Raw genomic sequence first — 25,904 nt, 5'->3', positions numbered from 1 at the left:
AGGGTGCGAACATGCCCCTTGCACTGCGTGCCGCCATCCGTCTGGCCATGGTCGCCGCGACGGTTGTCGTCGGCGTCGCCGCCTGTGATGCGAAACCCGCCTCCCCTGCGTCGTCCGGCACCGACGCGCCGCGTCAGGTGACGGTGGTCGGCAGCGGCAAGGTGCAGGGCACCCCGGACACGCTGACGGTGTCGGCGTCGATGGAGGCCACCGCACCCGATATCACCGCGGCATTGAACCAGACCAGCCAGCGCCAGCAGGCGGTGATCACCGCCCTCGGTGGCGCCGGTGTCGACAAGAAGGACATCAGCACCTCCCAGGTGTCGCTGCAGCCGCAGTACAACATCGACGGCTCCACCATCTCCGGCTATCGGGCCAGCAACTCGATCGAGGTCAAGATCCGCAAGATCGACACCGCGTCGAACATCCTGTCGCTCATCGCCAACACCGGCGGCGAGGCCACCCGGATCAATTCGATCAACTACTCGATCGAGGACGACTCGCAGTTGGTCAAGGACGCCCGGACGCGCGCCTTCAACGACGCCAAGGACCGTGCCGATCAGTACGCGCAGCTGTCCGGGCTGACCCTGGGCAAGGTCATCTCCATCTCCGAAACCACCGGTGCCACGCCGCCGCCCCCGCCGACACCGATGCCGATGCCGCGGGCCGCGATGGCCGAAGCCGTCCCGCTGGAGCCGGGACAGCAGACCGTCGGGTTCTCGGTGACGGTGGTCTGGGAGCTGACCTAGCCGGCAGGCGCGATATCGACCGGGATGCCGTTGAGCACCGCGGTCCCCGACAACGGATCCAGCGCGCTGCCGTCGTTGAGCTGATTGGCGTTCACCCCGGGCTCGGCGGCCGCGACGCCCAGCCTGGTGTCCGCGCGGTCATGACCCCAGCCGTGCGGCAGCGACACCACACCGCGGCGCAGGCCCGGCGTCACCTCGACCGGCACGATCACTTCGCCACCGGGTCCGCGCACCTTCGCCGAATCGGTCAGGCCGAGTTCGGCAGCGTCGTCGGGGTGCACCTGCAATGTGCACCGGTTGCTGCCGCCGGTCAGCGCCGCGACATTGTGCATCCAGCTGTTGTTGGACCGCAGGTGCCTGCGCCCGATCAGCACGAAGGCCTCGCCTGCGCGGCCGATCGACTCCCGCAACCGGGCGGTGTCGGCGACCAGCGCCGGTGGCGCCAGCTCCACCTTGCCCGACGGCGTCGAGATCACCTGCGCCAGCCGTGGTTTCAGTGGACCCAAATCGATCCCGTGCGGCGCCGCTTTGACCTTGTCCAGCGTCAGCCCGTCCGGATCGGCACCGAACCCGTCGCCGTACGGACCCAGCCGCAACATCATGTCCAGCCGGCGTTCGTACCCACGCACCCCGGTCAGCACCGCGGCCAGTTCCTCGACCGGCCGGCCGTGCAGGGGTGAGTTCGGATCGGTGGTCGCCTTGGCCAGGGTTGCCGCGATCACCTGGTCGTCGACCAGTCCGGGATCGCCGTGCGGGCCCACCCCGTACAGGATCAGGGCCAGCCGGGACAGGATCTCGGCTTCATCGGGCCGGCCGTCGGCCGGGGGCAGCACGAGTGGGGTGTAGCGCACGTTGTTGTGCACGGCCAGGTTGTTGAGCGCGAAGTCGAAATGCGGGCTCGCCGAAGGCGGCGGCGGGGGCAGGATGACGTCGGCGTGCCGGGTGGTCTCGTTGAGGTAGGGGTCGACGGACACCATGAACCCGACACCCGCCAGCGCTCGGTCCAGCCGGGCACCGTCGGGCGCCGAGAGCACCGGATTACCGGCGATCGTGATGATCGCCTTGAGCTGGCCGTCGCCCGGGGTGTCGATCTCCTCGGCCAGTGCCGCCGCGGGCAGTTCGGAGAGCACCTCGGGATGCCCGGACACCCGGCTGTGCCAGCGGCCGGTGACGAACCCGCGCCCCGGCCCGGGTTTGCGCGGCGCGGGAGCCGCCGCGCCGAGCGGGAACATCGCTCCGCCGGGCCGGTCCAGGTTGCCGGTCAGGATGTTCACCACGTCGACGAGCCAGCTGCCCATGGTGCCGAATTCGACTGTGGACGTGCCGATTCGGCCGTACACCGCAGCCGAGGGTGCCGCCGCGATCTCGCGGGCCAGCTCCCGGATCTCCGCGGCGGGCACACCGCAGTGTTCGGCGACGGTCTCCGGCGCGAAAGCCTCCGCCAGCGCGCGCACCTCATCGACACCGTTGACCAGCGCGGCGATCTCACCCAGGTCGGTGAGTCCCTCGTCGAACAGGACGTGCACGACCGCGAACAGCAGCGCGGCGTCGGTGCCGGGTCGTGGCGCGAGATGACGATCCGCCAGCGCGGCGGTCCGGGTGCGCGCCGGATCGATGACGGTGAGGCGGCCGCCACGGCGGCGCAGCGCCCGCAGCTTGCCGGGAAAATCGGCGGCGGTGGCCAGAGATCCGTTGGACACCATCGGATTGGCGCCGATGATCACCAGGTGGTCGGTGCGATCGATATCGGGCACCGTGAAGGCGACGGGGCTGCCGAACAGGTAGCCCAGCGAGACGTGTTTGGGCATCTGGTCCAGCGTGCTCGCGGAGAACACCTGCCGGGTGCCCAGCGCCTTGACGATCACGGGCGCGTACAGCGCTCCGGCGACGGTGTGCGCATTCGGATTGCCAAGGTAGACACCGACCGATGTCCCGCCGTGGGCGGAGAGGACACCACCGAGGCCGGCGGCGACCGCATCGAAGGCCTCGTCCCAGCTCGCGTCGACCAGCACGCCGTCGCGCCGGATCAGCGGGCGGCTCAACCGGTCCGGGTCGTTGTCCAGTCCGGGCAGGCTGGCGCCCTTGGGGCAGATGAAGCCGGCGCTGAACACATCGTCGGCGTCGCCCCGAGCGTGGGTGATGCGGGCCGCGCCGTCCGACCGGTCGATGGTCACGACCAGTCCGCAGGTGGCCTCGCACAGCGGACAGATCCGAAGGGCTGATTCGGTCATCACCGCATTCTGCGCCGTCTACGGGTGCTCGTACACCTTGGGTTCCAAGGTGCCGATGAACGGCAGGTCGCGGTAGCGCTCGGCGTAGTCGAGGCCGTACCCGACCACGAACTCGTTGGGGATGTCGAAACCGATGTGGGCGATGTCCACATCGGCGCGGACCGCCTCCGGTTTGCGCAGCAACGCGCACACCCGCAGCGAGCGCGGGCGCCGGGTCGCCAGGTTGCGCAGCAGCCAGGACAGCGTGAGTCCGGAGTCGACGATGTCCTCGACGATCAGCACGTGACGGTCGTTGATATCGCGGTCGAGGTCCTTGAGAATCCGCACCACCCCCGAGGAGGAGGTCGAGGACCCGTACGAACTGACGGCCATGAACTCCAGCTGGGTGGGCAGCGGGATGGCGCGGGCCAGGTCCGTGACGAACATCACCGCGCCCTTGAGGACCGTGACGAGCAGAAGATCGTCCTCGCCCTCGACCAGCGGGCCGTAGTGCTCGGCGATATCGGCCGCGAGTTCGGCGGTGCGCGTCTGGATCTGCTCTTCGGTGTACAGCACCGACTTGATATCGCCGGGGTACATCTCGGCGGCGGATTGCGCGGGCACGCCCACAGCGTGCCACGTAAACCCGCCGTGCTCCAACGTCACACAGTTTCGGTGTGCATCGTGAGCACCCCGTCGCGGCGGCCCGCGAACAGCCGCGCCCCCCGCAGCGCGGATCCGACGGCCACCCCGCCCTGCCCGCGCCATGCGGTGACCAGCTCATCCACCCGGCGGATCTGTTGGCTGGTGAGATCGCGAGCACCACCCTCGAGCAGCCACAGCCTGATCACCCGACGCCGCACCGCGGCCGGCAGCGCGGCCAGTGTGGCGGTCTCCAGGCCCTCACCCCGCCGCACTTCCGGCAGGGTCCGCTCGGCCAGCGCATCCAGGGCCTCGGTGTCCTCGCGCAGTGCGGCGGCGGTGCGGGCCAGTGCGCCGGCAACCCCGCCGCCGAGCACCTCCTCCAGCAGCGGCAGGACCTCGGTGCGCAACCGGACCCTGGTGTAGCGGGGGTCGGCGTTGTGCGGGTCCTCCCAGGGAGTCAGGCCGAGTTCGGCGCACGCGGCCCTGGTCACCGCCCGGCGTACGGTCAGCAGTGGGCGGCCCCACGGGGCGTCGAACGCGCGCATGCCGGCGATGGACCGGGTGCCCGAACCGCGGCCCAGCCCGAGCAGCACCGTCTCAGCCTGGTCGTCGAGGGTGTGCGCCAGCAGTACGGGCAGCCCGGCACGGGCGTGATCCAGTGCTCGGTAGCGCGCGGTCCGGGCCGCCCCTTCCGGTCCGCCCGCAGCACCCACGTCCACCGTAAGAATCTGTGCGTCAACGCATCCCAGTTTCAGCGCCTGTTGACGGGCGGTCTGCGCGACGGTGGCCGAGCCGGCCTGCAGGCCGTGGTCGACGATCAGCGCGACGGTCGGTCGCAGCGCCGCCGCGACGGCGGTCAAGGCTAGCGAGTCCGCGCCGCCGGACAGTCCGACGCACCAGCGCTCGCAGTCGTGCGCCGCGGCGAACGCGCCGACCGCGGCGCGCAGTTCGGTTACAGCACCCGGTCGATCCACCGTTGCGGCTCTTCGATTTCCGGGGGTAACGGCAGCGTCTGCGCACTGGTCCAGATGGTGTTGAAACGGGCCATGCCGACCCGGCCGACCACCTCGTCGACGAAAGCCTTACCGCGGGTGTACTGGTCCATCTTGGCCTCGAAGCCGAGCAGCACCCGGATGATCCGTTGCAGCGGAGGCTGTTTGCGCTGCCGACGATGATCGAACCGGGCCCGGATGGTGGCCACCGACGGCACCACCGCCGGCCCGACGGCATCCATCACGTGCTCGGCATGCCCTTCCAACAAGGTGCCCAGCACCAGCAGCCGGTCCAGCGCCTGGCGTTGCGGTTCGGCCTGCACGGCCCGCAACAGTCCCACCACGCCGCCCGGATTCTGTTCGGCCACCCCACCTTTACGCTGATCACGCGCATAGGCGGCGAGCCTGCCCACCACCTCTCCGACCTGCTCACCGGCATCGTGGGTCAGCGTCGCCAGCGACGACGACATATGTTCGGCCAGCCACGGATTGGCCCGGAACTGCACCCGGTGCGTCACCTCGTGCAGGCACACCCAGAACCGGAAATCGGTGGGATCGACCTGCAACTGCCGTTCCACGGCAATGACATTCGGGTACACCAGCAGCAGTTCCCCGCCACTTACCCCAAAGGGGTCGTACTGCCCCAGAATTCCCGACGAGATGAAGGCCAGCACCGCGCCGGTCTGCGCACCGGTCAGTTTCGAGGTCAGGAATCCGCCGGGAGTATCGCCGCCTCCGGTCATCACCCGCATCGATCCGGTGGCGGCCCGTACCCATTGCGGGCGGTCCACCACCCGCGCTTCGGTGATGTCCGCGCCCTCGTTGAGCCCGGTCACCTCGCGGACCGGTTGCTCTGCGCGGCGGGCCAATTCGGCGAGCTGGGCGACGGCCTGATCGCGGGTGTAGTCGGTGGTGGCCGGGGCGGGACGGGCCAGTTTCGCGCCCACGGTGGCGGCCAACTCCCAGTCGACGGCGCCACCGATGGTCAATTTGGAGGAGTCGCTCATCCGCCGCACCCACAGGACCGCAACACCGCGGCCAGTGCGTCCAGCGACGTCCGGCCGGTCGGCCCGGCGTTGTTGGACATCAGCGCGAACGTCAGCACCCGCCCGCTCTTGTCGGTGACGATGCCGGCCAGGGTGTTCACCGCCGTCAACGATCCGGTCTTGGCCCGCAGCCAGCCCGCGGCGGACTTACCGGCATCGGTGTCCAGGTAGCGGTTGGACAGCGTGCCGCTGCCACCGGCGATCGGCAACACGTCCACCAGCGGACGCAACCGGGGGTGCTCCCCGCTCACCGCGGCGGCGACGGCACCGTCGAGCGTGTTGGCGGTCAACCGGTCATCGACCGACAGGCCACTGGAATCGACCAGCACGGCGCCCGCGGTATCGACGCCGACGCCGCGCAGCTGGGTCAGCACCGCGGCCACGGCGCCGTCGAAGCTCTGCGGGCGGTTCAGCGCCGCGGCAACCTCACGGCCGGTCGATTCGGCCATCACGTTGTCGGATTCGTTCATCATCTGCCGGAGCCGCTCCAGCAACGGCGGCGACTTCACCGAGGCGATCTCCCGGGCATCCGGCACCGGCCCGGAGGCGACGGTCACGCTCGCGGGATCCACACCCAGCGCGGCGGCCAGCGCGCGCCCGGCGTCCAAGCCCGGGGTGGTGGAGCGTCTCGACTCGGCGGACACCGGCTGGATTCGGCCGCCGTCGAGCATCACCGACTCCATCGGGGCGATGTCGCCGCCGTCGATATCGGCGGGATCCCAGCCCGGCGCCATGGTGGGCCCGCTGTACGCGGACAGGTCGACCTGCACCGCGGTCACGGTGGCACCGCTGCGCCGGACCTGATCGGCCAGATCGCTGATCCGGGCCGCCCCCTTGTACCAGGTGGGTTTGTCCGCGGGTGCCGCCGACAGCGTCGGGTCGCCGCCGCCGTGCAGCACCACCAGACCGGGTGTCGGGCCGGCCAGCACCGTGGTGGTCAGCGTCGCGTCCCGGTCCAGGGTGGCCAGCGCGGCGACGGTGGTGAGCACTTTGTTGGTCGAGGCCGGCAACATCGGGATGGTGGCGCCCTGGGCCCACAGCTCGGCCCCGGTGCCGGCGTCGGTCACCCGGCCGGTCAGCGCCCCCAGGTTGGGGTCGGCCAGCGGACCGGCCAGCGCGGCGGCCAGACCCGCCGGGGACGGCTTGTCGGTGTCGTCGGCCAGGGCCTGCACGCCGGGCGCGGCGGTCGCCGGGGCGGGTTGCGGCCGGACCGCGTCGGTATTGCGGGCCGAGGTGTCACCCGAGGTCAGCACCGCGGCGACCCCGATGACGGCGGCGACGAGCACCAGTACCACCAGGCCGATCACCAGGTGGGTGGATCGGCGCCACCGAGCGGGCCGCATATAGAGCAGGGTATCGGTACCTCTAGGGTGGACCCGCGTCGTCAGGTGGCGACCCCCACAGACACAGTGCCCATGGAGGAGCTTTGAGCGTGCAGTTCGACGTCGTCATCGAGATCCCCAAGGGATCGCGCAACAAGTACGAAGTGGATCACGAGACCGGGCGGGTCAAGTTGGACCGCTACCTCTACACCCCGATGGGCTACCCCACCGACTACGGGTTCTTCGAGAACACCCTCGGCGAAGACGGCGACCCGCTGGACGCGCTGGTGCTGCTGCCCGAGTCCGTTTTCCCCGGCGCGATCGTCGAGGCCCGGCCCGTGGCGATGTTCCAGATGACCGACGAGGCCGGCGGTGACGACAAGGTGCTGTGCGTGCCCGCGGGTGATCCGCGCTGGGATCACATCCAGGACCTCAGCGATGTGTCGTCCTTCGAACTGGACGCCATCAAGCACTTCTTCGTGCACTACAAGGACCTGGAGCCGGGCAAGTTCGTCAAGGCTGCCGACTGGGCCGGACGCGAGGCCGCCGAGGCCGAGCTGGCGCGTTCCGTCGAGCGTTTCAAGACCACAGGTCACTGATCGGCTCGCCGGGCCGAGCCCGCACTTTCGCTTTGGTAAGTGATTTAGCACTGCCGTAACACGGGGTAACGCCGCCGTGCTTTCCGCCTTCGATCATGGGCTTTGTGCTGATGCATCAAGGGATCGGCCTGGACGCGTTCAACGCGTTGCCCGAACGCAAAGCGGTGCACGCGCTCTACGAGTGCTGTCACTGCGTGACGCTGGCCGGCGATCTGGCCGGCGGGCGGCCCTATCCCGATCACAACAGCCTGTTCCGGCGCGCGGACGCGCTGCTGTTCGCCCTGTCCGAGCAGTCCGTCGACGCGATCCTGCAGGCCTATCCGTGCTCGGTACGGCCCTGCGACGACACCGAGCGGGCCGCCCTGCGAACCGCCGAGGAGAGCTACCGGGACCGGTTCGGCTTCGATTATGTGATGTACGTCGCGGGCCTGTGCGCGCCGGACGTGCTCACCACCATCGCCGACCGCATGCACAACGATGTCGAGACCGAGCGCAAGGTGGTGCGCAACGAGCTGGCCAAGATCAACCGGACCCGGTTGGAGCGGATGCTCGGGCCCGAGGGCGGGTTCGACAACTGGTGAGCCACTAGGCTCGGTCCGTGAGCAGTAGTACCCCTCCACACTTCCTGGCCTTCCCCGATCTGGCGTCACGTGCCGCCGGCGGCGCGGTGATATGGGCCAACGACGATCTGTTCGCCGAGAAGGAGAACCTGATCACCCCCGCCGCGGCCGAGTTCCGGCCCGCGACGTTCGGGCACAAGGGCCAGGTCTATGACGGCTGGGAGACGCGGCGGCGCCGCGGCGCCACCGCGGATTCCTGCGATTCGGCGATCGTGCGACTCGGGACCGCCGGCGTGGTGCGCGGTGTGGTCGTCGACACCGCCTGGTTCACCGGCAACTATCCGCCGCACATCTCGGTCGAGGCGGCCAACGTCACGGGTCATCCCTCGGTCGAGGAGTTGGTGCACAAGACCGAGTGGACGCCCATCGTGGAGCGCAGCGCGGTCAACGGCGACACCCGAAACCCGTTCCAGGTCAAATCAACCCAACGGTGGACGCATGTGCGTCTGTCGATGTACCCCGATGGCGGCATTGCGCGGTTCCGGGTACACGGCGAAGGTCTGCTCGATCCCAGCTTCGCCGAGGCGCTACCGCTGGATCTGGCGGCACTGGAGAACGGTGGCCGGATCACCGCCTGCTCCAACATGTTCTACAGCTCGCCGAACAACCTGCTGCTGCCCGGCACGCCCCGGCACATGGGTGAGGGCTGGGAGACCTCCCGGCGCCGCGATGCCGGGAACGACTGGGTGCAGGTGCACCTGGCGAACCAGGGCGTGCTGGCCGCCGCCGAACTGGACACCTCCTACTTCGTCGGTAATGCCCCGGGCTGGGCGCGACTGTCGGGCCGGGACGGCACCGGCGACTGGTTCGAGTTGCTGCCGCGCACCGATCTGCAACCCGATACCCGGCACCGGTTCCTGATCCAGGACGACCGCCCGGTCACCGAGGCCCGGCTCGATATCTACCCGGACGGCGGAATGGCCCGGTTGCGCCTGTTCGGCACATTGACTTCACAAGGGCTGCAACAGGTTCGGCAGATCTGGGCTGCCAGCTCCTGAATCTGGCAGATGATGGCCCGATGACCTTGCAAGGACATTGGGACGACCGCTTCGCCCAGGTGGCCGCCGCGCTGGAGACCGCCATCGCCGAGGGCGAGGAGGTCGGCGCGGCGATTGCCATCGATATCGGTGGCCAGACCGTCGTCGACATGTGGGGCGGTCATGCCGACGCCGCCAGAACCAGGCCCTGGGCCGCGGACACCGTGGTCAACGTGTGGTCGTCGACCAAAACCGTCACCGCCCTGGCCGCGCTGATGCTCATCGATCGCGGGCTGATCGCCGCACACGACCGCGTCGCCGACTACTGGCCCGAGTTCGCCGCCAACGGTAAGGACGGCGTGCAGATCCGCCACCTGCTCACCCACTCCTCCGGTGTCTCGGGCTGGGATCAGCCGGTGGTCCCCGAGGACATCCTGGATTGGGACAGATCCACCGCCGCACTGGCCGCCCAAGCCCCGTGGTGGGAGCCCGGCACCGCGTCCGGCTATCACGCCCTGACCTACGGGCATCTGATCGGTGAAGTGGTGCGCCGTGTCACCGGCAGCCCGCTCAAGGACTTCGTCCGCGACGAGATCGCCGGACCTCTGGGCGCGGACTTCCAGATCGGCGCAGCACCCGAGGACACCGATCGGATCGCGGAGATCATCCCGTCCACCGAACCTTTCGCGCTTCCACCGATGGATCAGTGGCCGGAGCCCATGCTCAAGACGTTCACCGGGCCGGCCCCCGAGCCGGGTATCGCCAACACCGCGGCCTGGCGCGCGGCCGATATCGGCGCGGTCAACGGGCACACCAATGCCCGCGCCCTGGCCAAGATCCTGTCGGTGATCTCACTCGGCGGCACCGTCGACGGCGTCACCCTGCTGCGGCCGGAGACCGTCGAGAAGATCTTCGAGGTCCAGCTGGAGGGACCCGATCTGGTGCTCGCGGGCCATCCGTTGCGCTGGGGCCTCGGATTCGGCCTGCCGAAGCCGGAGACGATCCCGTATGTGCCGGACGAGAAGATCTGTTTCTGGGGCGGCTGGGGTGGGTCCTGGGAGACCATGAACCCGGACCGCGGCGCGACCATCGCGTACGTGATGAACAAGATGGGCCCGGGAGTCGAGGGGTCGCCTCGCACCGACCGGTACTTCCGGCTGATCTACGACGCTCTCTGAGACACCACATTCAGCAGCGGTTCGGCGCGGTACAGCCGGCCGATGTTGGCGGCGATATCGTCGGCCCGGCCCGCGAACGTGTCCGAGGTGACCCCTGAGGAGTGCGGGGTCATCAGGATGTTGGTCAGCTCGTGGAACGGCAGCTCGGCGGGCATGCCACCGCCGGTACCCGGTGCCGGGTAGCGATACCAGACGTCGATCGCCGCGGCGCGGATCCTGTTGTGCAGCAACGCCTCGTACAGCGATCTTTCGTCGACCAGCGGCCCGCGGCCCACATTGATCAGGACACCGTCTGGCCCCAGGGCGCGCAACTGGGCGGATCCGATCATGCCCGTGGTGTCCGCGGTCAGCGGCGCGGAGACCACGACCACCTCGGACTCGGTCATCAGCCGGTCCAGCGATGCCGTGGTGGCGGCCCAGTCCAGGCCGCACGCAGGGTCGACCCGGCCCGTCCCGGTGACCGCCGCGCCGGTGCATCCCAGAGCGCGCAGCAGTTCCCAGCAGCGCCGGCCGATGTGCCCGAAGCCGACGAAGCCGATCCGGGCCGCACCCAGGGTCGGCAACTGCGCCAGCGCATCGTCGTACACCGGGGTGGCCCACACCTGCCGGCGCAAGGCCCGATCCTGAGCCAGGAAGTCGCGCCGCAGCATGATGGCGGCGCTCAGGACGTACTCGGCGATCGAGCGTTCATGGTGAAAGGTGTTGGCCACCTGAGTATCCGGACTCAGTGCCGCGAAATCGACCCGGTCGGTCCCCGCACCGGCGACGTGGATGAGCCGCAGTTCCTCGGCCACCGCGGCCATTTCGGCGGTGAACCGGCCACCCACGAACACCTCGGCCGTGCGCAGTGCCTGCTCGTCCCCCCACACGACGATGACATCGGCGGGCAGCGCGGCTTCGAAGCGGGCCCGGTGCGGCACCAGGTTGCGGTCGGCGACCAGAACGCGCATGCTCACACCTTCCTCACAGATCACGCAGCAGGGCAGGGCGTTTGCTGTCGAAAGTCCAGCCCGGGATCAGGTACTGCATGGCCACCGCGTCGTCGCGGGCACCGAGCCCCTCGGCCAGGTAGAGCTCGTGCGCGGCCGCCACGCGGTCCTCGTCGAGTTCGACACCCAAACCCGGCTTCTCCGGCACATCCAGGTACCCGTCGACGATCTGGTAGGGCGCCTTGGTGATCCGCTGACCGTCCTGCCAGATCCAGTGCGTGTCGATCGCGGTGATCGCCCCGGGTGCCGCCGCGGCGACATGGGTGAACATCGCCAGGGACACGTCGAAGTGGTTGTTGGAGTGCGATCCCCACGTGAGCCCCCAGGCGTCGCAGAGCTGTGCGACACGCACCGAGCCGTTCATGGTCCAGAAGTGCGGATCGGCCAGCGGGATGTCGACCGCACCCGAGCGGATCGCGTGCCCCATCTCGCGCCAGTCGGTGGCGATCATGTTGGTCGCCGTCGGCAACCCGGTCGCCCGTTTGAATTCGGCCATCACCTCGCGTCCGGAGAATCCGCCTTCCGGGCCGACCGGGTCCTCGGCATAAGCGAGTACCCCGGTCAGTTCCCGGCAGGTGGTGATCGCATCGGCCAGCAGCCAGCCGCCGTTGGGATCCAGGGTGATCCGGGCGTCCGGGAACCGGTCGGCCAGCGCGATCACGGCCTTGGCCTCATCGGCCGCGGGCAGCACCCCGCCCTTGAGTTTGAAATCGCGGAAGCCGTACCGTTCGCGGGCGGCCTCGGCCAGCCGCACCACGGCTTCGGGTGTCATCGCCTCGTCGTGCCGCAGGCGCAACCAGTCGTCGGCGCCGGCCTGTTCGTCGGCGGCCGACCGGTAGGCCAGATCCGTCTTGGTGCGGTCGCCCACGAAGAACAGGTAGCCCAGCGCCTGCACCCGCGTGCGCTGTTGTCCGTCACCGAGCAGCGCCGCAACCGGAACCCCGAGATGCCGGCCGAGTATGTCCAGCATCGCCGACTCGACGGCGGTGACGGCATGCACGGTCACCCGGAGATCGAACGTCTGGGCACCGCGCCCACCGGAGTCACGGCCGGCGAACTCACGCCGGATATCGGCCAGCACGGCGTGGTACTCACCGATGGCGCGGCCCTCGACGAGCGGCCGGGCATCGGTGAGGGTGCGCTCGATTGCCGCACCGCCGGGCACCTCACCGACACCGGTGTTGCCGTCGGAGTCCTGCAGGATCACCAGGTTCCGGGTGAAGAAAGGCCCGTGGGCGCCACTGAGATTCAGCAGCATGCTGTCGTGCCCGGCGATGGGTACCACCCGCATCCGGGTGATGACCGGGGTCTTGTGTGTGCTCATCAATCCACCTTTTCGATCGCTACTGCGCAAACCATTTGTCCCCGTTGGCGACCGGCCGCAGCACCCGGCTCACCTTGTCCCCCACCGCGCACAGCGCCTCGACGAGGTCGGCCTCGCGCTCCGGCGTCAGCCGCGCGATCGGCACCGAGACACTGATCGCGTCCTGCGCGGGGCGGCAATGCCGCAACGGCACCGCGAAGCACCGCACACCTGGGGTGTTCTCCTCGTCATCGGTGGCGTAGCCGCGGATCCGGGCGATCTCCAGAGCCTCCTCCAGCGCCCCCCGATCCGTCACCGTCCGCGGGGTCAGCGCGACCAGTTCGGCGGGGATGTGTGCATCGCGCTCGGCGCCGACCCGTTCGGCCAGCAGCACCTTGCCCAATGCCGTCGTATGGGCGGGCAGTCGCCGACCCACCCGGTTGGTGGTGCGCTGGTACTGGCGGGACTCCCGGGTGGCCAGGTAGACCACGTCGCAACCGTCCAGGCGCCCCAGATGGAACGTCTCATCCCAGACACCCCGCAGTTCGTCGAGAAAGGGGGTGATGCTCGGCAGGTAGGGGTCGGTGTCCAGATAACTGGTCCCGACCAGCAGAGCCCGGATCCCGATGCTGTACAACGTGCCCGACTCGTCGCAGCGCACCCAGCCCTGCGCGATGAGGGTGCGCAGCAGGGCGTGCGCGCTGCTGCGCGGCATATCGAGTGCGACGCTGACATCGCGGACGCGCGTCGGCTGGTCGTGGCGATCGGCCAGGTACTCGAGCAGTTCGACGGTGCGTGCCGCCGATTTCACGCCGGACGAGATCTTGCGCACTGCAGGTTCGCTCATATCAGTCCCATCTGCTGGACGACGAGGAGGACGGCGCCGGTGGCCGAGGCGGTGATCGCCGTCCACCGCTGCCGCCGTGGATTCAACAGCCGGTTCGCGTAGCGGGACAACACATATCCGCCGACGGTCGCCGGTATCAGGACGGCGCATGCGACCACGGTGTGCCGGTCGACGGCACCGGTGAGGGTCAGCATCGTCAGCGACATCAGCGACCCGATCAGGAAGAAGCCGGCCATCGTGCCGCGCAGCCGGGGACCACTGCTGCGTTGCCACACCAGCGCCATCGGCGGCCCACCGATGGACGTCGCGGTACCCAGCACCCCCGAGGTGGCTCCGGCCAGCACGAGGTTGCGCCGTCGCGGTGCGGGCACCCAACCCATGCTCGTCAGGGCGACCCCGCCGAGTACCACCGCGGCGATCAGCATCGCCAGTGCCCGTTCCGGTATCGCGGTGAGGATCAGGGCGCCGGCGATCGTCCCGGGAACCCGGCCGACCAAGGCCCAGCCGGTACCCGTCACATCGATGGCGGTCCGCTCACGCAGGACCACCATGAGCGTGACGATGGCGGCCAGCATGATCAGGGTGCCCGGGATGAGGCGGGGATCGACCAGCGCGACGACCGGAGCGGCCAGCATGCCCAACCCGAAGCCGATCGACGCCTGCAGACAGGACGCGATCAGCACCGCGATCCCGATGATCGCGTAACCGGACAGGCTCAGCTCGCTCACGCGCTGTGTGACAGCGCTGTCGATGCGCCGAGCGGATGGTGGCATTCCGCGGAGTGCCCGGCCACCGCCGGGTCCAGGGCCAGCGGGGGTCGTTGGCTCGCGCAGATCTCGGTGGCGTGCGCGCAGCGGGTGCGGAACCGGCAGCCCGACGGCGGGTTCAACGGGGACGGTACTTCCCCCTTGAGCAGGATGCGGTCTGCGCGCTGTGCGGCATGAAGTTTCGGGGCGGCTGACATCAGCGCGGCGGTGTACGGATGCTCGGGGTGGTCGAACACCGCCTCGGTGGGCCCGGTTTCGATGATCCGGCCCAGGTACATCACGGTGACCCGGTCGGCGACATGTCGCACCACCGACAGGTCGTGCGAGATGAACACGTAGGAGATCTTCAGTTCCCGCTGCAGGTCGTTGAGCAGGTTGAGCACCTGAGCCTGCACCGAGAGATCCAGTGCGGAGACGGGTTCGTCGCAGATGATGACGTCCGGGTTCAGTGCCAGTGCCCGTGCGATGCCGATCCGCTGGCGCTGGCCGCCGGAGAACTCCTGGGGGTACTTGCCGAAAGCCTTGGCGCCCAGCCCCACCATGTCGAGCAGCCCCCGCACCCGCATATCGCGGTCTTTGCGGGACGGGTGGAGCGTCTTGTGGGTGCGCCACGGCTCGGCGATGATCTCGGCCGCCGTCATCCGCGAGTTCAGCGAGGCGTACGGATCCTGGAAGACCATCTGCACGCGTCGGCGGAATTTCAGCAGGTCCTTGCCGCGCAACCGATAGGGGTCGATCCCGTCGAAGCTGACGGTACCGGCGTCCGGCTGCTCCAGCATCATCAGCGTGCGCGCCAGGGTGGACTTGCCGCAGCCGGATTCTCCCACCAGGCCGAGGGTTTCGCCACGGCGCAGGTCCAGGTCGATACCGTCCAGGGCGCGCAGCTTCTTGCCTCCCGCCGCCCGGAAGCTCTTGGCCAGCCCGCGCACGGACAGCAGTTGGTCAGACATTCTGGACCTCCCCGGAGAAGTGGCATGCGGATTGCCGCGTCGACCCGACCGCGGTCAGTTCCGGGCGGGTGTCCCGGCACAGCTCGCGCACCAGGGGGCAGCGGTCCTGGTAGACACAGCCTTTCGGGATGGAATGCAGGTCCGGCGGCGACCCGCCGATCGATTTCAGCTCGGCGCCGCGTTCGGCGCTGACCGGGACGGAGTCCAGCAGGCCCTTGGTGTAGGGATGCTTGGGATCGGCGAACACCTCCGATACCCGCCCGGTCTCGACGACGGTGCCGGCGTACATCACCGCGACCCGGTCGGCCTCTTCGGCGACGAGCGCCAGGTCGTGGGTGATCAGTACGACGGCCATGTCGTTCTCAGCACGAAGGCTTTTCAGCAGCGCCATGATCTGCGCCTGCACCGTGACATCCAGTGCGGTGGTGGGCTCGTCGGCGATCAGCACGCGCGGGTTGAGCGCGACGGCCATCGCGATGAGCAGTCGCTGGCGCATCCCGCCGGAGAACTGATGGGGGTAGGAGTTGATCCGCTCCTGCGGCTGCGGGATACCCACGCGTTCCATCAGCTCGATGGCCTTGCGCCTGGCCTCTTTCGCCTTCATCCCGTGGTGGATGCGGAACGGTTCGGCCAGCTGGGTGCCCACGGTGTAGAGCGGGTTCAGCGCTGTCAGCGCGTCCTGGAACACGATGGCCAGTTCCGGACCGGCCAGCTTGCGCCGGGTCTTGCGATCGGCCGCGAGGACATCCGTGTCGCCGACCCGCGCCGAACCCGCCACCACATCGGCGACCGGCTCCAGCAGCCCGACCAGCGCGGTGGCGGTCATCGACTTGCCACAGCCGGATTCCCCCAGCAGCGCCAGGGTTTCACCTCGGCGGGCGGTGAACGAGACATGGTCGACGGCACGGACGGTACCGGTGATGGTGCGGATGTCGACGGTCAATCCGTCGACCCGCAGCGCCGGTTCGGCATCGGGGTGGGTGGCGACGGGCGGCTGTTCTACGACGGCGGTCATCACGGTGCCTTTCATGACAGGCGCTTTCCGGTCTTGGTGAAGCGGGAGAGTCGTTTCTGCGGGACGGTGAGCCGCCACCGCTGCCCGGGGTCGGTGGCGATGCGGGCCCAGGCGGCCAGAATGGTGGCCGAGACCGTGGTGATGACGATGGCCGCACCGGGGAAGAACGACAGCCACCAGGCGGTGTGCAGGTAGGTCCGGCCTTGGGCGACCATCAGGCCCCAGCTGACGTCCGGCGGCTGGATTCCGATGCCCAGGAAGCTCAGTGAGCTCTCCGCCAGCATGACGTAGCAGAAGTCCAGGGTGGCCACGGTGAGCAGGGTGGGCAACACGATGGGCAGCACGTGCCGGATGATGATCGACGAACCGCTGGCACCGAATGTTCGTGCGGCGTCGACGAATACACGGCTGGACAGCTCGGCTGATTCGGCCCGGGCGGTACGCAGATACACCGGGATGCGGGTGATGGCCAGCACCAGCACGATATTGGCCGCACTCGGCGAGAACACGTAGAGCACGACGACTGCCAGCAGCAGTGACGGGAAGCTCATGATGACGTCGGCCACCCGCATGGCCACCGTCTCCCGCCAGCCGCGGTGGTAGCCGGCCCACATGCCGATCACCGAACCGACGACGGCCGAGATCACCACGGCGGGGATCGCCACCGACAGCGTGGTGCGGCAGGCCACCACGAGGCGGGCCAGCATGCTGCGGCCCAGCGGGTCGGTGCCCAGGATGTTGGCCCAGCCGTGCGCCAGGGTGAACGGGGGCTGATTGGAGTTGTCCAGGTCGATGTGGGTGGCCAGCCCGCCCATCAGCATCGGGCCGAAGACGGCGGTGAGGATCACCAGGCCGAGGACCACCGCGGCGACGGTGGCCACCCGGTCGTTGACCAGCAGGCGCATCCACGTGGAGCGGGCGTTCGGCTTGGTCGCCGGTTCGCCGACGACGGCGGTGGTGGGTTTGACCGGTACGAGATCGATCTGAGTCATGTTGTTTTCTTCCTGGGGCGAGCGAAGCGACGGGGAAGGGTTCAGACCTTTGCCGGTTCCCGGACGCGGGCGTCCAGCAGCGCGTAACAGGCGTCGATGAGGATGTTGAGTAGGAAGATGCTGACGGCGGTGAGCAGCACCGCGGCCTGCAGCACCGCGAAGTCGCGTTGCAGGATCGCGTCGATCATCAGCTTTCCGATACCCGGCCAGCCGAAGATGGCCTCGACCACCACCGCACCGTTGATCAGGCCGACGGCCAGGTCGCCGGCCACTGTCAGCGCCGGTGCGGCGGCGTTGCGCAGCGCGTGGTGGGTGACCACCCGGAAATCGCCGGCGCCCTTGCTGCGGGCCAGCCGGACGTACGGGGCCGACAACGCCGAGACCATGGCGCCTCGCACCACCTGGGTGAGCACCCCGAGCGGACGGATCATCAAGGTGGCGATGGGCAGGATCCAGGACAGCACGCCGGCGTCGGTACCCGAGGTCGGTAGCACCCCGAGCAGCACCGCGAACAGCCAGACCCCGGTGATGGCGAACCAGAAGTCGGGGATGCTGGCCGCCGTCATGGACAACAGGCTGGAAAATCGGTCGGCCAGTGAGTTGGGCCGGTACGCCGCCCAGCATCCGACGATCACGGCGCCGACGGCGGCGAGCGCCATGGTGGTGACCGCGAGTTGCAGGGTGGCCGGGAAGGCGCGCAGCGCCATCTCCGAGGCGGATTCACCGGTGCGCAGTGAGGTGCCGAAGTCCAGGTGCAGCACGCCTTTGAAGTAGTCCATCAGCTGCACGATCATCGGTCGGTCGAACCCGTGTGACTGCGCGAACGCCTCACGCTGGGCCGCGGTGGCCGACTCCGGGAGGTAGAGGTTGGTGGGATCACCGGTGAGTCGGGCCAGCAGGAACACCCCGAGCAACACGATGACGAGCGGGATGGTGCTGGTGTACATGCGGCGCCGGACGAAGGAGAACATCGGGTTCAGCTCCTGTCGGACAGGTCAGAGCCGTTGCCGGCCTTGGTCATCTCGGCCAGGCGCATCTCGTCACCGGTGGCGGAGTTGGGGGTGTAGTGGATCCGGGGCGCGAGGCCGATGATCCCTTTCATGTGGGCGATATAGGCGAACTGCATGATCTGCTGCGGCTCCTCGGCGAACAGGGTGGCGAACGCATCCTGGCGGGCCTGACCGGTGAGGGCTTCCGCGGCTCGGATCTTGGCATCGAATTCCGGTGTGCCGTAGGCACTCTGTGGACCGTCGGAGAGCATGTACTGGTCCATGGTGAAGGCGGCGTCACCGGCCTGGTTACCGTGCTGGATCATCAGCAGGTACGGCCCGGTGTTCTGCGGGAAGGGCCGCAGCTGGTACTGCAGCTGACCCGCGGTGTCCATCATCTCGATCTTGACGTTGAGGCCGATCTCGGTGAACTCACTCTGCAGGACCTCTATGGTCTCGGCGATCTTCGGGAACTGGGCGGTACGGCCGATCAGCCGGATCTGCCTGTCCACCGGCACGCCGTCCGCCTTCGCTTCGGCGACAAGAGCTTTGGCCTTGTCGGCATCGTGCGGCCAGAGGGCCAACCGATCGTTGTAGCCGACCACACCCTTGGGGATGAGCTGCGAGGCCGGATCGCCGAGGCCGCGGAACAATGCCTTGACGATTCCGGTCCGGTTGACGGCGTAGTTGACGGCCTGGCGCACCCGGATGTCGTTGAGCGGCGCCTCGCCCGCCTGCATCCGCAGGGCGGTGGTCTCGTTGTTCTGGAACGGGACGCCCCGGTCGCCGGCGCCGTCCTCGGGACCCAGAGAGGTGGCGATGTCGGCCTCGTCGTTGGTGATCATCGCGGCGCGCACACTGCCCTCGCTGCGCCATTGGTATTCGGCGTGCCCGAAAGCGGGTTTGGCGCCCCAGTACCGGTCGTTGCGCGCCAGCACCAGCTTCTGGCCGTACTCCCAATCCGCGATGGCGTACGGCCCGGTGCCGATGGGTTCGCGCACCTTCTCCGTCATGCTGGTGCCGCGGGGCACGATCTCTACGAACGAGATACGCAGCGGCAGAATCGGATCCGGCTTCTCGGTGGTGATGGTCAAAGTGTTGTCGTTCGGGGTGGCCAGCTTGAGCTTCTCGTCGCCGAACACGTAGCCGTCGACATTGCACTGCAGGTCCGAGTTGACGGCCCGGTCGATCGCGAAGGCCGCGTCCGCGGCGGTGAACGGCGCACCGTTGGAGAAGGTGACCCCGGACCGGATGTCGAAGGTCCATTCGGTGGGCGAATCCTGCCGCCAGCCGGTGGACAGCAGCGGCTGCAGGTCACCGGTGTCGGGCTCGCGTTCGATGAGCGGTTCGGTGATGTTGGAACGCACCACGATGCCCGTCGAGGTCAGCGAGCTCTCACACGGCTCCAACGTCGGCGGCTCCTGCGAGATGACCAGGCGCAGGGTGTCCGGGTCGTAACCGCCGTGGCCCGAGTTGGCGACGGTGCAGCCGCCGGTGAGCAGGACGGCACCCGCCAGGGCCAGCGCGGTCATGCGCAGGCGGGCGGGCGAAGTTGCGGCCATCTGATCCTCCGGTTCGGAAAGGGCTGTTCCGTGTGATGTCCATGTATGTGGACGGAATCTGTGACGGTAGACACACCGTAGGAGTGGGTCCGGAAACCCGTCAACCCCGGCCAAAAGGGCGAATTCGGTGTTTTCCGGCCTTGTCCGGCGTCCGTTCGGCGCCGCATTTTTGCCCCTTGAACAGGCGCTTTATCCCGAACGAGCGGACTTTGATACCCGCAAGCCACCAGGGTTTGGCCTGTTATGCGGGTTCAGCATCAACCCATGCTATTTCCGTGTTGGACAGGTATTCCCGGGCATCCTTAGCGTGGTGAGCGAAGAGAAAGGCACCACCATGCCCCGTTCCGTTCCCGACAGCGCACGCATCCTGCAGGTCGGACCGCTCAAGCCCTCCCTGACAGAGACGCTGCGCACCAAGTACGACGCCCTGGTCCTGCCTGCGGACCCCGCCGAACGAGCCGGCTTCCTGACCACTCATGGTGCAGACGTCACCGCCGTGGTGACCTCGGGTCGCACCGGGGTGGACGCCGCCCTGATGTCGGCGCTGCCCGCGCTGGGCGCGGTGGTGAACTTCGGGGTCGGGTATGACACCACCGATGTCGATGCGGCGGCCGCCGCAGGTGTCGGGGTGAGCAACACCCCGGACGTGCTCACCGACTGCGTCGCCGACACGGCCGTCGGGCTGATGATCGACGCGCTGCGCCGGTTCACCGATGCCGACCGCTACCTACGGGCCGGCCGCTGGCCCGTCGACGGCAACTACCCGCTGACCCGCCAGGTCAGTAACTCCCGCGTCGGCATCATCGGAATGGGCCGTATCGGCGGCGCAATCGCCAAGCGGCTCAGCGCTTTCGGTTGCACCATCAGCTATCACAACCGCCACCGGGTGGCCGATTCGCCGTATCGCTACGCCGGGTCGCCGGTCGAGCTGGCCCGCGACGTCGATGTCCTGGTGGTGGCCGCGGCCGGCGGCAGCGGCACCCGCCGCCTCGTCGACGCCGACGTCCTGGAGGCACTGGGGCCGCAGGGCTACCTGATCAACATCGCCCGCGGCAGCGTCGTCGACGAGGACGCACTGGTGGCCGCACTCGGTGCCGGACGGCTGGCCGGTGCGGGCCTGGACGTGTTCGTCGACGAACCGAACGTCCCGGTGGAACTGCTGCGGATGGACAACGTGGTCCTGTTGCCGCATGTCGGCAGCGGCACGGTGGAGACCCGGGCCGCGATGGAAGCCCTCACCCTGCGCAATCTGGACGAGTTCCTGGCGACCGGGCAGTTGGTGACACCGGTGCTGCAGCCCGCCGCGCGCGTCTGAGGACGCGCGCAACGCGGTCAGGTGTGCAGGTCCACCAGATCGTCGGTGGTCCACTCACGGGCGGGCAGCACGTCGCGCAGCAGCCGCAGCAGCGCCGGGTTGGTGCTGTCCCCGCGCCAGGCCGCATCGAGTTCGACCGGGCGCTCCCGGAACGCCCCGATGGACCGGAACACCACGCCCTCGGGATGCAGGGTGGCCGCCGAGGCGGGCACCAGCGCTATCCCGATCGCGGAGCGGACCAGTACCAGCATGGTGTGCACCTGTGTCACGAACTGCACGTACCGCGGTGTGGCACCGGCGATGGTGAAGGCGCTGATGAGCAGTTCGTTGAAGTAGCGGGCCTGGATCGGCGAGTACATGATCACGTCCTGGCCGTCCAGGTCGTTGAGGGTCAGCTGACGCGCCTGTCCGACCAGCGGGTGCTCGGCAGGCAGTGCTGCGACCAGCTGCTCGTGCAGCAGCGGCCGGGACACGATGCCCGGCCGCTTCAGCGGTGGCCGGGCCATCCCCAGGTCGATCTCGCCGGTCATCAACCCTTCGATCTGGGCGGCTGAAACCATTTCGCGTAGTTCGAGTTTCACATCGGGAAGCTTCGCCCTGGTGCGTTCCAGCAGGCGCGGCAACACCGCGTGCGCCGACGCCGCGGTGAATCCGACGACCACGGTGCCCAGATCACCCGCGGGCACCCGCTTGACGGTCAGCGCGGCGCTCTCGGCCAGTTGCAGGATGCGGCGGGCGTCGGGCAGGAACGCGATACCGGCCGGGGTGAGCATGACCGAGCGGGTGGTGCGGTCGATCAACTGCACGCCCAGCTCGGCCTCCAGTTGCTGGATCTGCCGGCTCAGCGGCGGCTGCGTCATGTGCAGCCGTTCGGCGGCCCGGCCGAAGTGCAGCTCCTCGGCGACTGCGATGAAGCAGGACAGCCGGGCCAGAGAGAACATCGATGCAGTCTATGCGTGTCCGGGCCGCTACCAGCGTGGGCTGACCGCCGCGAACGTCGGGTCGACGCTGCGCATGTAGCCGGTGTCATCGCGGTCGCGGATCCCGCACCGCAGGTACTGCTCATGCAGCGCGGCCAGCGCCTCTCGGTCCAGTTCGACACCCAGACCCGGGGTGACCGGGACGGCCACGCTGCCGCCGCGGATGCTCAGTACGCCCGGCGCGACCACATCTTCGGTCTTCCAGGGCCAGTGCGTGTCGCAGGCGTAGGTGAGGTTGGGTGTCGCGGCGGCCAGGTGCACCATCGCGGCCAGGCTGATCCCCAGATGCGAGTTGGAATGCATGGACAACCCGAGCCCGAATGTCTCGCAGATCCCGGCGAGCAGCCGGGATCGGTGCAGGCCGCCCCAGTAGTGGTGGTCGGAGAGAACCACTTTCACCGCGCCCGCGGCGACGGCCGGGGCCAGCTGGTCGAATGCGACCACACACATGTTGGTGGCCAACGGCATCGGCGCCTGCGCCGCCACCTCGGCCATCCCGTCGATACCCGGCGTGGGGTCCTCCAGGTACTCCAGGATCCCGGCCAGTCCGGTGGCCACCTTCACCGAGGTCTGCGGCGTCCACGCGGCATTGGGGTCCAGCCGCAGCGGGTGGTCCGGGAACGCCTCGTGCAGGGCCTCGATGGCCGCCATCTCCTCCTCGGGCGGGAACACCCCGCCCTTGAGCTTGATTGCGGTGAAACCGTATTCGCCGATCATCCGCCGGGCCTGGGCCACCAGACCGGCCGGGTCGAGCGCCTCGCCGAACTGGTCGGGCTCTCCTCCAGGATGCGCCGCCCACTTGTAGAAGAGGTAGGCGCTGAACGGCACCGCGTCGCGCACGGCACCGCCCAGCAGATCCGACACCGGACGACCGGTGGCATGCCCCTGCACATCCAGGCAGGCGACCTCGAACGGCGAGAACACCTGGTCGACAGCGCTGGCGGTGGTGATCATCCCCGCGGTACCCACCGCGGCGTCGTCGCCGCGCAGACGGTCGGCGATGGCAGCCCGAATGGCATTGAGGGCGAACACATCCAGCCCGGTGATCGCCTCGGCCGCGGCGTTCAGCCGGGCCAGGTGCCGGGTGTCTGCGTAGGTCTCGCCCAGCCCCACCAAGCCGGCGTCGGTGCGCAGTTCGATGATCGCCCGCAACGCGTACGGCTGGTGCACCCCGACGGTGTTCAGCAGGGGCGGGTCGACGAAGGCGACCGGAGTGATGTCAGTGCCGGTGATCCGTATCGTCGCGGGCGCCATCACAGCACCGCGCGGCCGGCTTTGACGATCTGGGTGAGCTCGCTCAGGTGCTCGGGTGAGGGCATCACCAGTGGAGCGCGCACGGGCCCGGCGTCGATACCCTCCATCGTCACCCCCGCTTTGACCAGCGAGACGGCGTAGCCCGGCACGGTGTCGCGCAGCCGCACCAGCGGGTGGAAGAACTCGCGCTGCAGCGCGGCCAGGGTCGCGTCGTCTCCGTCCTCCAGCGCCCGGTAGTAGGCCAGCGCCAGTTCCGGAGCGAAGGCGAAGGTCGCCGACGAGTACAGCGTCACCCCGATCGCGCGGTAGGCCTGCTGGGACACCTCCGCGGTGGGCAGACCGTTGAAGAACTGGAATGCCTTGCCCGACGGCGCAAGTGCGTCGGTGACGGCGCGCACGATACGCGCCACCCGGTCCACGTCACCGGTGCCGTCCTTGAATCCGACGACGTTCGGGATCTGGGCCACCTCGACCGCGGAGGCTTCCGTGTAGCGGGCGTTGCCGCGGTTGTAGACGATGACCGGCAGCTCGGTGGCGGCGGCGACCTCGCGGGTGTAGTCGACCAGACCCTGCTGCGACATCGTCACCAGATACGGTGGCAGCAGCAGCAATCCGTCCGCACCGGCGTCGGCGGCAGCCTTCGCGAACACCTTGGCCTGCGCCAGCGATCCGCCCGCACCGGCGTACACCGGGATCCGGCCGCCGGTGACCACCACCGCGGTACGCACCACCCCGGCGAACTCCTGGGTCTCCAGCGCATGGAATTCACCTGTGCCACAGGCGACGAAGACCCCGCCGGGGCCGGCGTCGACACCCTTGGCGATATGCGCGGCCAGGGCTTCCAGATTGACCTCGCCGTGGGAGGTGAAGGGGGTGACGGGAAAGAACAGGACACCATCAAGCATGGGAGTACTCCTCGAGAGTTCGGTGATTGACGTCAGTCGTGGGTGAGTTGGCCGTCGATCCGGCGCCACACACCGTCCGGGTTGCCGTCGGCGATGACGCTGGGCAGCAAGGCGTCGGGGACATCCTGGTAACACACCGGACGCAGGAAACGCTCGATCGCCCTGGCCCCCACCGACGTGGTGCGCGAGTCGGAGGTCGCCGGGTACGGCCCGCCGTGCACCATCGCGTGCCCGACCTCGACCCCGGTGGGCCAGCCGTTGAACAGAATGCGCCCGGCTTTGAGCTCCAGCACGGGCAACAGCTCGGCCGCCACCTGATAGTCGGATTCCTCGGCGTGCACGGTGGCCGTCAGTTGACCTTCCAGGCCGGCGGCGACGGCCACCATCTCCTCGATGCCGGCGCACCGCACGAGCACACTCGAGGCTCCGAACACCTCGGCCTGCAGCGCCTCGGTGGCCAGGAATGTCGCCGCGTCCGTGCTGAACAAGGCGGCTTGACAATAGGTCTCGCTGTCGGCCGCCTGGCCACGGGCTTCCTCGGTGGACACGGCGCGCAACGTGTCCACCCCCTTGGCGTAACTCGCGGCGATACCCGGAGTGAGCATCGGGGTCGCCGCTGCCGTGGCGAGCGCGGCGCCGGCCGCGGCCAGGAAGTCATCCACGCCGGGACCGTCCACCGCGAGCACCAGCCCGGGGTTGGTGCAGAACTGACCGGACCCCATGGTCAGCGACCCGACGAACGCCGCGCCGATCTCGGCACCGCGGGCACGCAGCGCACCGTCGAGCAGGAACACCGGGTTGACGGCACTCATCTCCGCATACACCGGGATGGGCTCCGGTCGAGCGGCCGCCGTGGCCACCAAAGCCATTCCGGCAAAGCGTGATCCGGTGAATCCCACGGCTTTGATGCGCGGGTCGGCGACCAGCGCGACACCCAGCCCGGGGCCGGAGCCGAACAACAGCGAGAAGGTGCCCGCGGGCATCCCGCTCTGTGCGACGGCACGCGCGATGGCCGCCCCGACCAGCTCCGAGGTGCCCGGATGGGCGTCGTGCGCCTTCACCACCACGGGGCAGCCGGCGGCCAGCGCGGAGGCGGTGTCGCCACCGGCGACCGAGAACGCCAGCGGGAAGTTGCTCGCGCCGAACACCGCGACGGGACCCAGCGGCACCTCGCGCTGCCGGATGTCCGGACGCCGCAGCGGGCTGCGGTCGGGTTGAGCCGGGTCGATTCGTGCGCCGTTCCAGCTGCCCTCGCGCAGCACCGCGGCGAACAGCCGCAGCTGGCCGGTGGTGCGGCCGACCTCGCCGGCGATCCGCGGCTCGGGTAGCCCGCTCTCGGCGACGGCGCGCTCCACCAATTCGGTCTTGATCGCCTCGATGCTCGCGGCCACCGACTCCAGGAACCGGGCGCGCTGCTCCGAGGTGGTCGCCCGGTACGGGCCGAACGCCTCGGCGGCGGCGGCGCAGGCCCTGTCCACATGCGATTCGTCGCCGTAGCGGTAGGCGGGCTCCAACGTCTGGCCGGTGGCGGGATTGAATCCCCGGATTTCGGTACCGGTTCCTGCGACGGGGTTGCCGGCGATGAGCATCTGGCCGGTCGGGCGGGCGGTCAGTTGGGTGGTCACGCGTTCAACGCTAGGACCCCAATCAATTCATGTCCAAGACTATTTTGGCGCGCACTAATGCATGAATTGAATT

Annotated in this window: 24 protein-coding genes; 6 read left to right on the top strand and 18 right to left on the bottom strand. The window is 68.9% G+C overall.

Annotation, left to right across the window (positions count from 1 at the left end):
- The first annotated feature begins 11 nt into the window (after positions 1–11).
- Positions 12–749 carry an SIMPL domain-containing protein gene (locus H7J86_RS17075; RefSeq protein ID WP_267292250.1) on the top strand — a complete coding sequence of 246 codons (738 nt, stop codon included), beginning with the start codon at positions 12–14 and terminating at the stop codon, positions 747–749.
- Here H7J86_RS17075 and H7J86_RS17070 read toward each other — a convergent pair.
- From H7J86_RS17070 to dacB, 5 genes are all read right to left on the bottom strand, one after another.
- Positions 746–2,980, bottom strand: coding sequence for a molybdopterin-dependent oxidoreductase (locus tag H7J86_RS17070; protein ID WP_267292248.1), 2,235 nt, complete (start codon positions 2,978–2,980; stop codon positions 746–748). The two genes, H7J86_RS17075 and H7J86_RS17070, sit on opposite strands and share 4 nt — an antisense overlap.
- A gap of 18 nt (positions 2,981–2,998) precedes the next feature.
- Positions 2,999–3,559 (bottom strand): hypoxanthine phosphoribosyltransferase, encoded by a 561-nt coding sequence (gene hpt, locus H7J86_RS17065; RefSeq protein WP_170847137.1) that lies wholly within the window; start codon positions 3,557–3,559, stop codon positions 2,999–3,001.
- Positions 3,560–3,621: 62 nt separating this feature from the next.
- Positions 3,622–4,578 (bottom strand): tRNA lysidine(34) synthetase TilS, encoded by a 957-nt coding sequence (gene tilS / locus H7J86_RS17060; RefSeq protein ID WP_267292246.1) that lies wholly within the window; start codon positions 4,576–4,578, stop codon positions 3,622–3,624.
- On the bottom strand, positions 4,557–5,603 hold the full coding sequence (locus tag H7J86_RS17055; protein ID WP_267292244.1) for an Rv3626c family coenzyme F420 biosynthesis-associated protein: 1,047 nt from the start codon (positions 5,601–5,603) through the stop codon (positions 4,557–4,559). The genes tilS and H7J86_RS17055 overlap by 22 nt, the downstream gene beginning before the upstream one ends.
- On the bottom strand, positions 5,600–6,985 hold the full coding sequence (gene dacB, locus H7J86_RS17050) for a D-alanyl-D-alanine carboxypeptidase/D-alanyl-D-alanine endopeptidase (protein WP_267292242.1): 1,386 nt from the start codon (positions 6,983–6,985) through the stop codon (positions 5,600–5,602). Before dacB ends, H7J86_RS17055 begins: the two co-directional genes overlap by 4 nt.
- Positions 6,986–7,074: 89 nt before the next feature.
- Here dacB and H7J86_RS17045 point away from each other — a divergent pair, with 89 nt between their 5' ends.
- From H7J86_RS17045 to H7J86_RS17030, 4 genes are all read left to right on the top strand, one after another.
- Positions 7,075–7,563, top strand: a complete 489-nt coding sequence (locus tag H7J86_RS17045; protein ID WP_090354106.1) for an inorganic diphosphatase — start codon at positions 7,075–7,077, stop codon at positions 7,561–7,563.
- 110 nt (positions 7,564–7,673) lie between these two features.
- Entirely contained in the window at positions 7,674–8,144 is a 471-nt protein-coding gene (locus tag H7J86_RS17040) for a 2-oxo-4-hydroxy-4-carboxy-5-ureidoimidazoline decarboxylase (protein ID WP_090354969.1), read from the top strand.
- 17 nt (positions 8,145–8,161) lie between these two features.
- On the top strand, positions 8,162–9,181 hold the full coding sequence (gene alc / locus H7J86_RS17035; RefSeq protein ID WP_267292240.1) for an allantoicase: 1,020 nt from the start codon (positions 8,162–8,164) through the stop codon (positions 9,179–9,181).
- Between the two features lie 20 nt (positions 9,182–9,201).
- Complete coding sequence (locus H7J86_RS17030) at positions 9,202–10,338, top strand: serine hydrolase domain-containing protein (protein WP_267292238.1); 1,137 nt, start codon at positions 9,202–9,204, stop codon at positions 10,336–10,338.
- On the opposite strand, the gene H7J86_RS17025 is transcribed toward H7J86_RS17030, so the two are convergent.
- From H7J86_RS17025 to H7J86_RS16985, 9 genes are read right to left on the bottom strand one after another with little or no spacing between them, the layout of a single operon-like run.
- A complete protein-coding gene (locus H7J86_RS17025; protein WP_267292236.1) occupies positions 10,323–11,288 on the bottom strand; it encodes a 2-hydroxyacid dehydrogenase in 966 nt (321 codons plus the stop codon). The genes H7J86_RS17030 and H7J86_RS17025 overlap by 16 nt on opposite strands.
- A gap of 13 nt (positions 11,289–11,301) precedes the next feature.
- Entirely contained in the window at positions 11,302–12,651 is a 1,350-nt protein-coding gene (locus H7J86_RS17020; protein ID WP_267292234.1) for an enolase C-terminal domain-like protein, read from the bottom strand.
- 19 nt (positions 12,652–12,670) lie between these two features.
- Positions 12,671–13,477 carry an IclR family transcriptional regulator gene (locus H7J86_RS17015; protein WP_267292232.1) on the bottom strand — a complete coding sequence of 269 codons (807 nt, stop codon included), beginning with the start codon at positions 13,475–13,477 and terminating at the stop codon, positions 12,671–12,673.
- Positions 13,474–14,196, bottom strand: coding sequence for a sulfite exporter TauE/SafE family protein (locus H7J86_RS17010; protein ID WP_090354965.1), 723 nt, complete (start codon positions 14,194–14,196; stop codon positions 13,474–13,476). Before H7J86_RS17010 ends, H7J86_RS17015 begins: the two co-directional genes overlap by 4 nt.
- Before the next feature lie 5 nt (positions 14,197–14,201).
- On the bottom strand, positions 14,202–15,194 hold the full coding sequence (locus H7J86_RS17005) for an ABC transporter ATP-binding protein (protein WP_267292230.1): 993 nt from the start codon (positions 15,192–15,194) through the stop codon (positions 14,202–14,204).
- Positions 15,187–16,209 carry an ABC transporter ATP-binding protein gene (locus H7J86_RS17000; RefSeq protein WP_267292228.1) on the bottom strand — a complete coding sequence of 341 codons (1,023 nt, stop codon included), beginning with the start codon at positions 16,207–16,209 and terminating at the stop codon, positions 15,187–15,189. Before H7J86_RS17000 ends, H7J86_RS17005 begins: the two co-directional genes overlap by 8 nt.
- 11 nt (positions 16,210–16,220) lie before the next feature.
- Positions 16,221–17,201 (bottom strand): ABC transporter permease, encoded by a 981-nt coding sequence (locus tag H7J86_RS16995; protein ID WP_267292226.1) that lies wholly within the window; start codon positions 17,199–17,201, stop codon positions 16,221–16,223.
- A 41-nt stretch (positions 17,202–17,242) separates the two neighbouring features.
- Complete coding sequence (locus H7J86_RS16990) at positions 17,243–18,172, bottom strand: ABC transporter permease (protein ID WP_267292224.1); 930 nt, start codon at positions 18,170–18,172, stop codon at positions 17,243–17,245.
- Between the two features lie 5 nt (positions 18,173–18,177).
- Entirely contained in the window at positions 18,178–19,752 is a 1,575-nt protein-coding gene (locus H7J86_RS16985) for an ABC transporter substrate-binding protein (RefSeq protein ID WP_372517285.1), read from the bottom strand.
- Between the two features lie 334 nt (positions 19,753–20,086).
- Here H7J86_RS16985 and H7J86_RS16980 point away from each other — a divergent pair, with 334 nt between their 5' ends.
- Positions 20,087–21,067, top strand: coding sequence for a 2-hydroxyacid dehydrogenase (locus H7J86_RS16980; RefSeq protein ID WP_267293001.1), 981 nt, complete (start codon positions 20,087–20,089; stop codon positions 21,065–21,067).
- Positions 21,068–21,084: 17 nt separating this feature from the next.
- Here the strand turns inward: H7J86_RS16980 and H7J86_RS16975 are convergent, their stop codons facing one another.
- The 4 genes from H7J86_RS16975 to H7J86_RS16960 are packed head-to-tail and all read right to left on the bottom strand — an operon-like array spanning position 21,085 to position 25,795.
- A complete protein-coding gene (locus H7J86_RS16975; protein WP_267292222.1) occupies positions 21,085–22,008 on the bottom strand; it encodes a LysR substrate-binding domain-containing protein in 924 nt (307 codons plus the stop codon).
- Positions 22,009–22,035: 27 nt separating this feature from the next.
- Entirely contained in the window at positions 22,036–23,301 is a 1,266-nt protein-coding gene (locus H7J86_RS16970) for a glucarate dehydratase family protein (protein ID WP_267292220.1), read from the bottom strand.
- The gene (locus H7J86_RS16965) at positions 23,301–24,206 is read right to left on the bottom strand and encodes a 5-dehydro-4-deoxyglucarate dehydratase (protein WP_187097180.1); all 906 of its coding nucleotides are present in this window, start codon (positions 24,204–24,206) and stop codon (positions 23,301–23,303) included. The genes H7J86_RS16970 and H7J86_RS16965 overlap by 1 nt, the downstream gene beginning before the upstream one ends.
- 32 nt (positions 24,207–24,238) lie before the next feature.
- Positions 24,239–25,795: an aldehyde dehydrogenase (NADP(+)) gene (locus H7J86_RS16960; protein WP_267292999.1), complete on the bottom strand. Its 1,557-nt coding sequence runs from the start codon at positions 25,793–25,795 to the stop codon at positions 24,239–24,241.
- Positions 25,796–25,904: the final 109 nt, after the last annotated feature.

Origin of the sequence: Mycobacterium hackensackense (assembly GCF_025822555.1) — a bacterium.
GTDB lineage: Bacteria > Actinomycetota > Actinomycetes > Mycobacteriales > Mycobacteriaceae > Mycobacterium > Mycobacterium fluoranthenivorans.
This window is presented reverse-complemented; position numbering and strand designations above follow the sequence as displayed.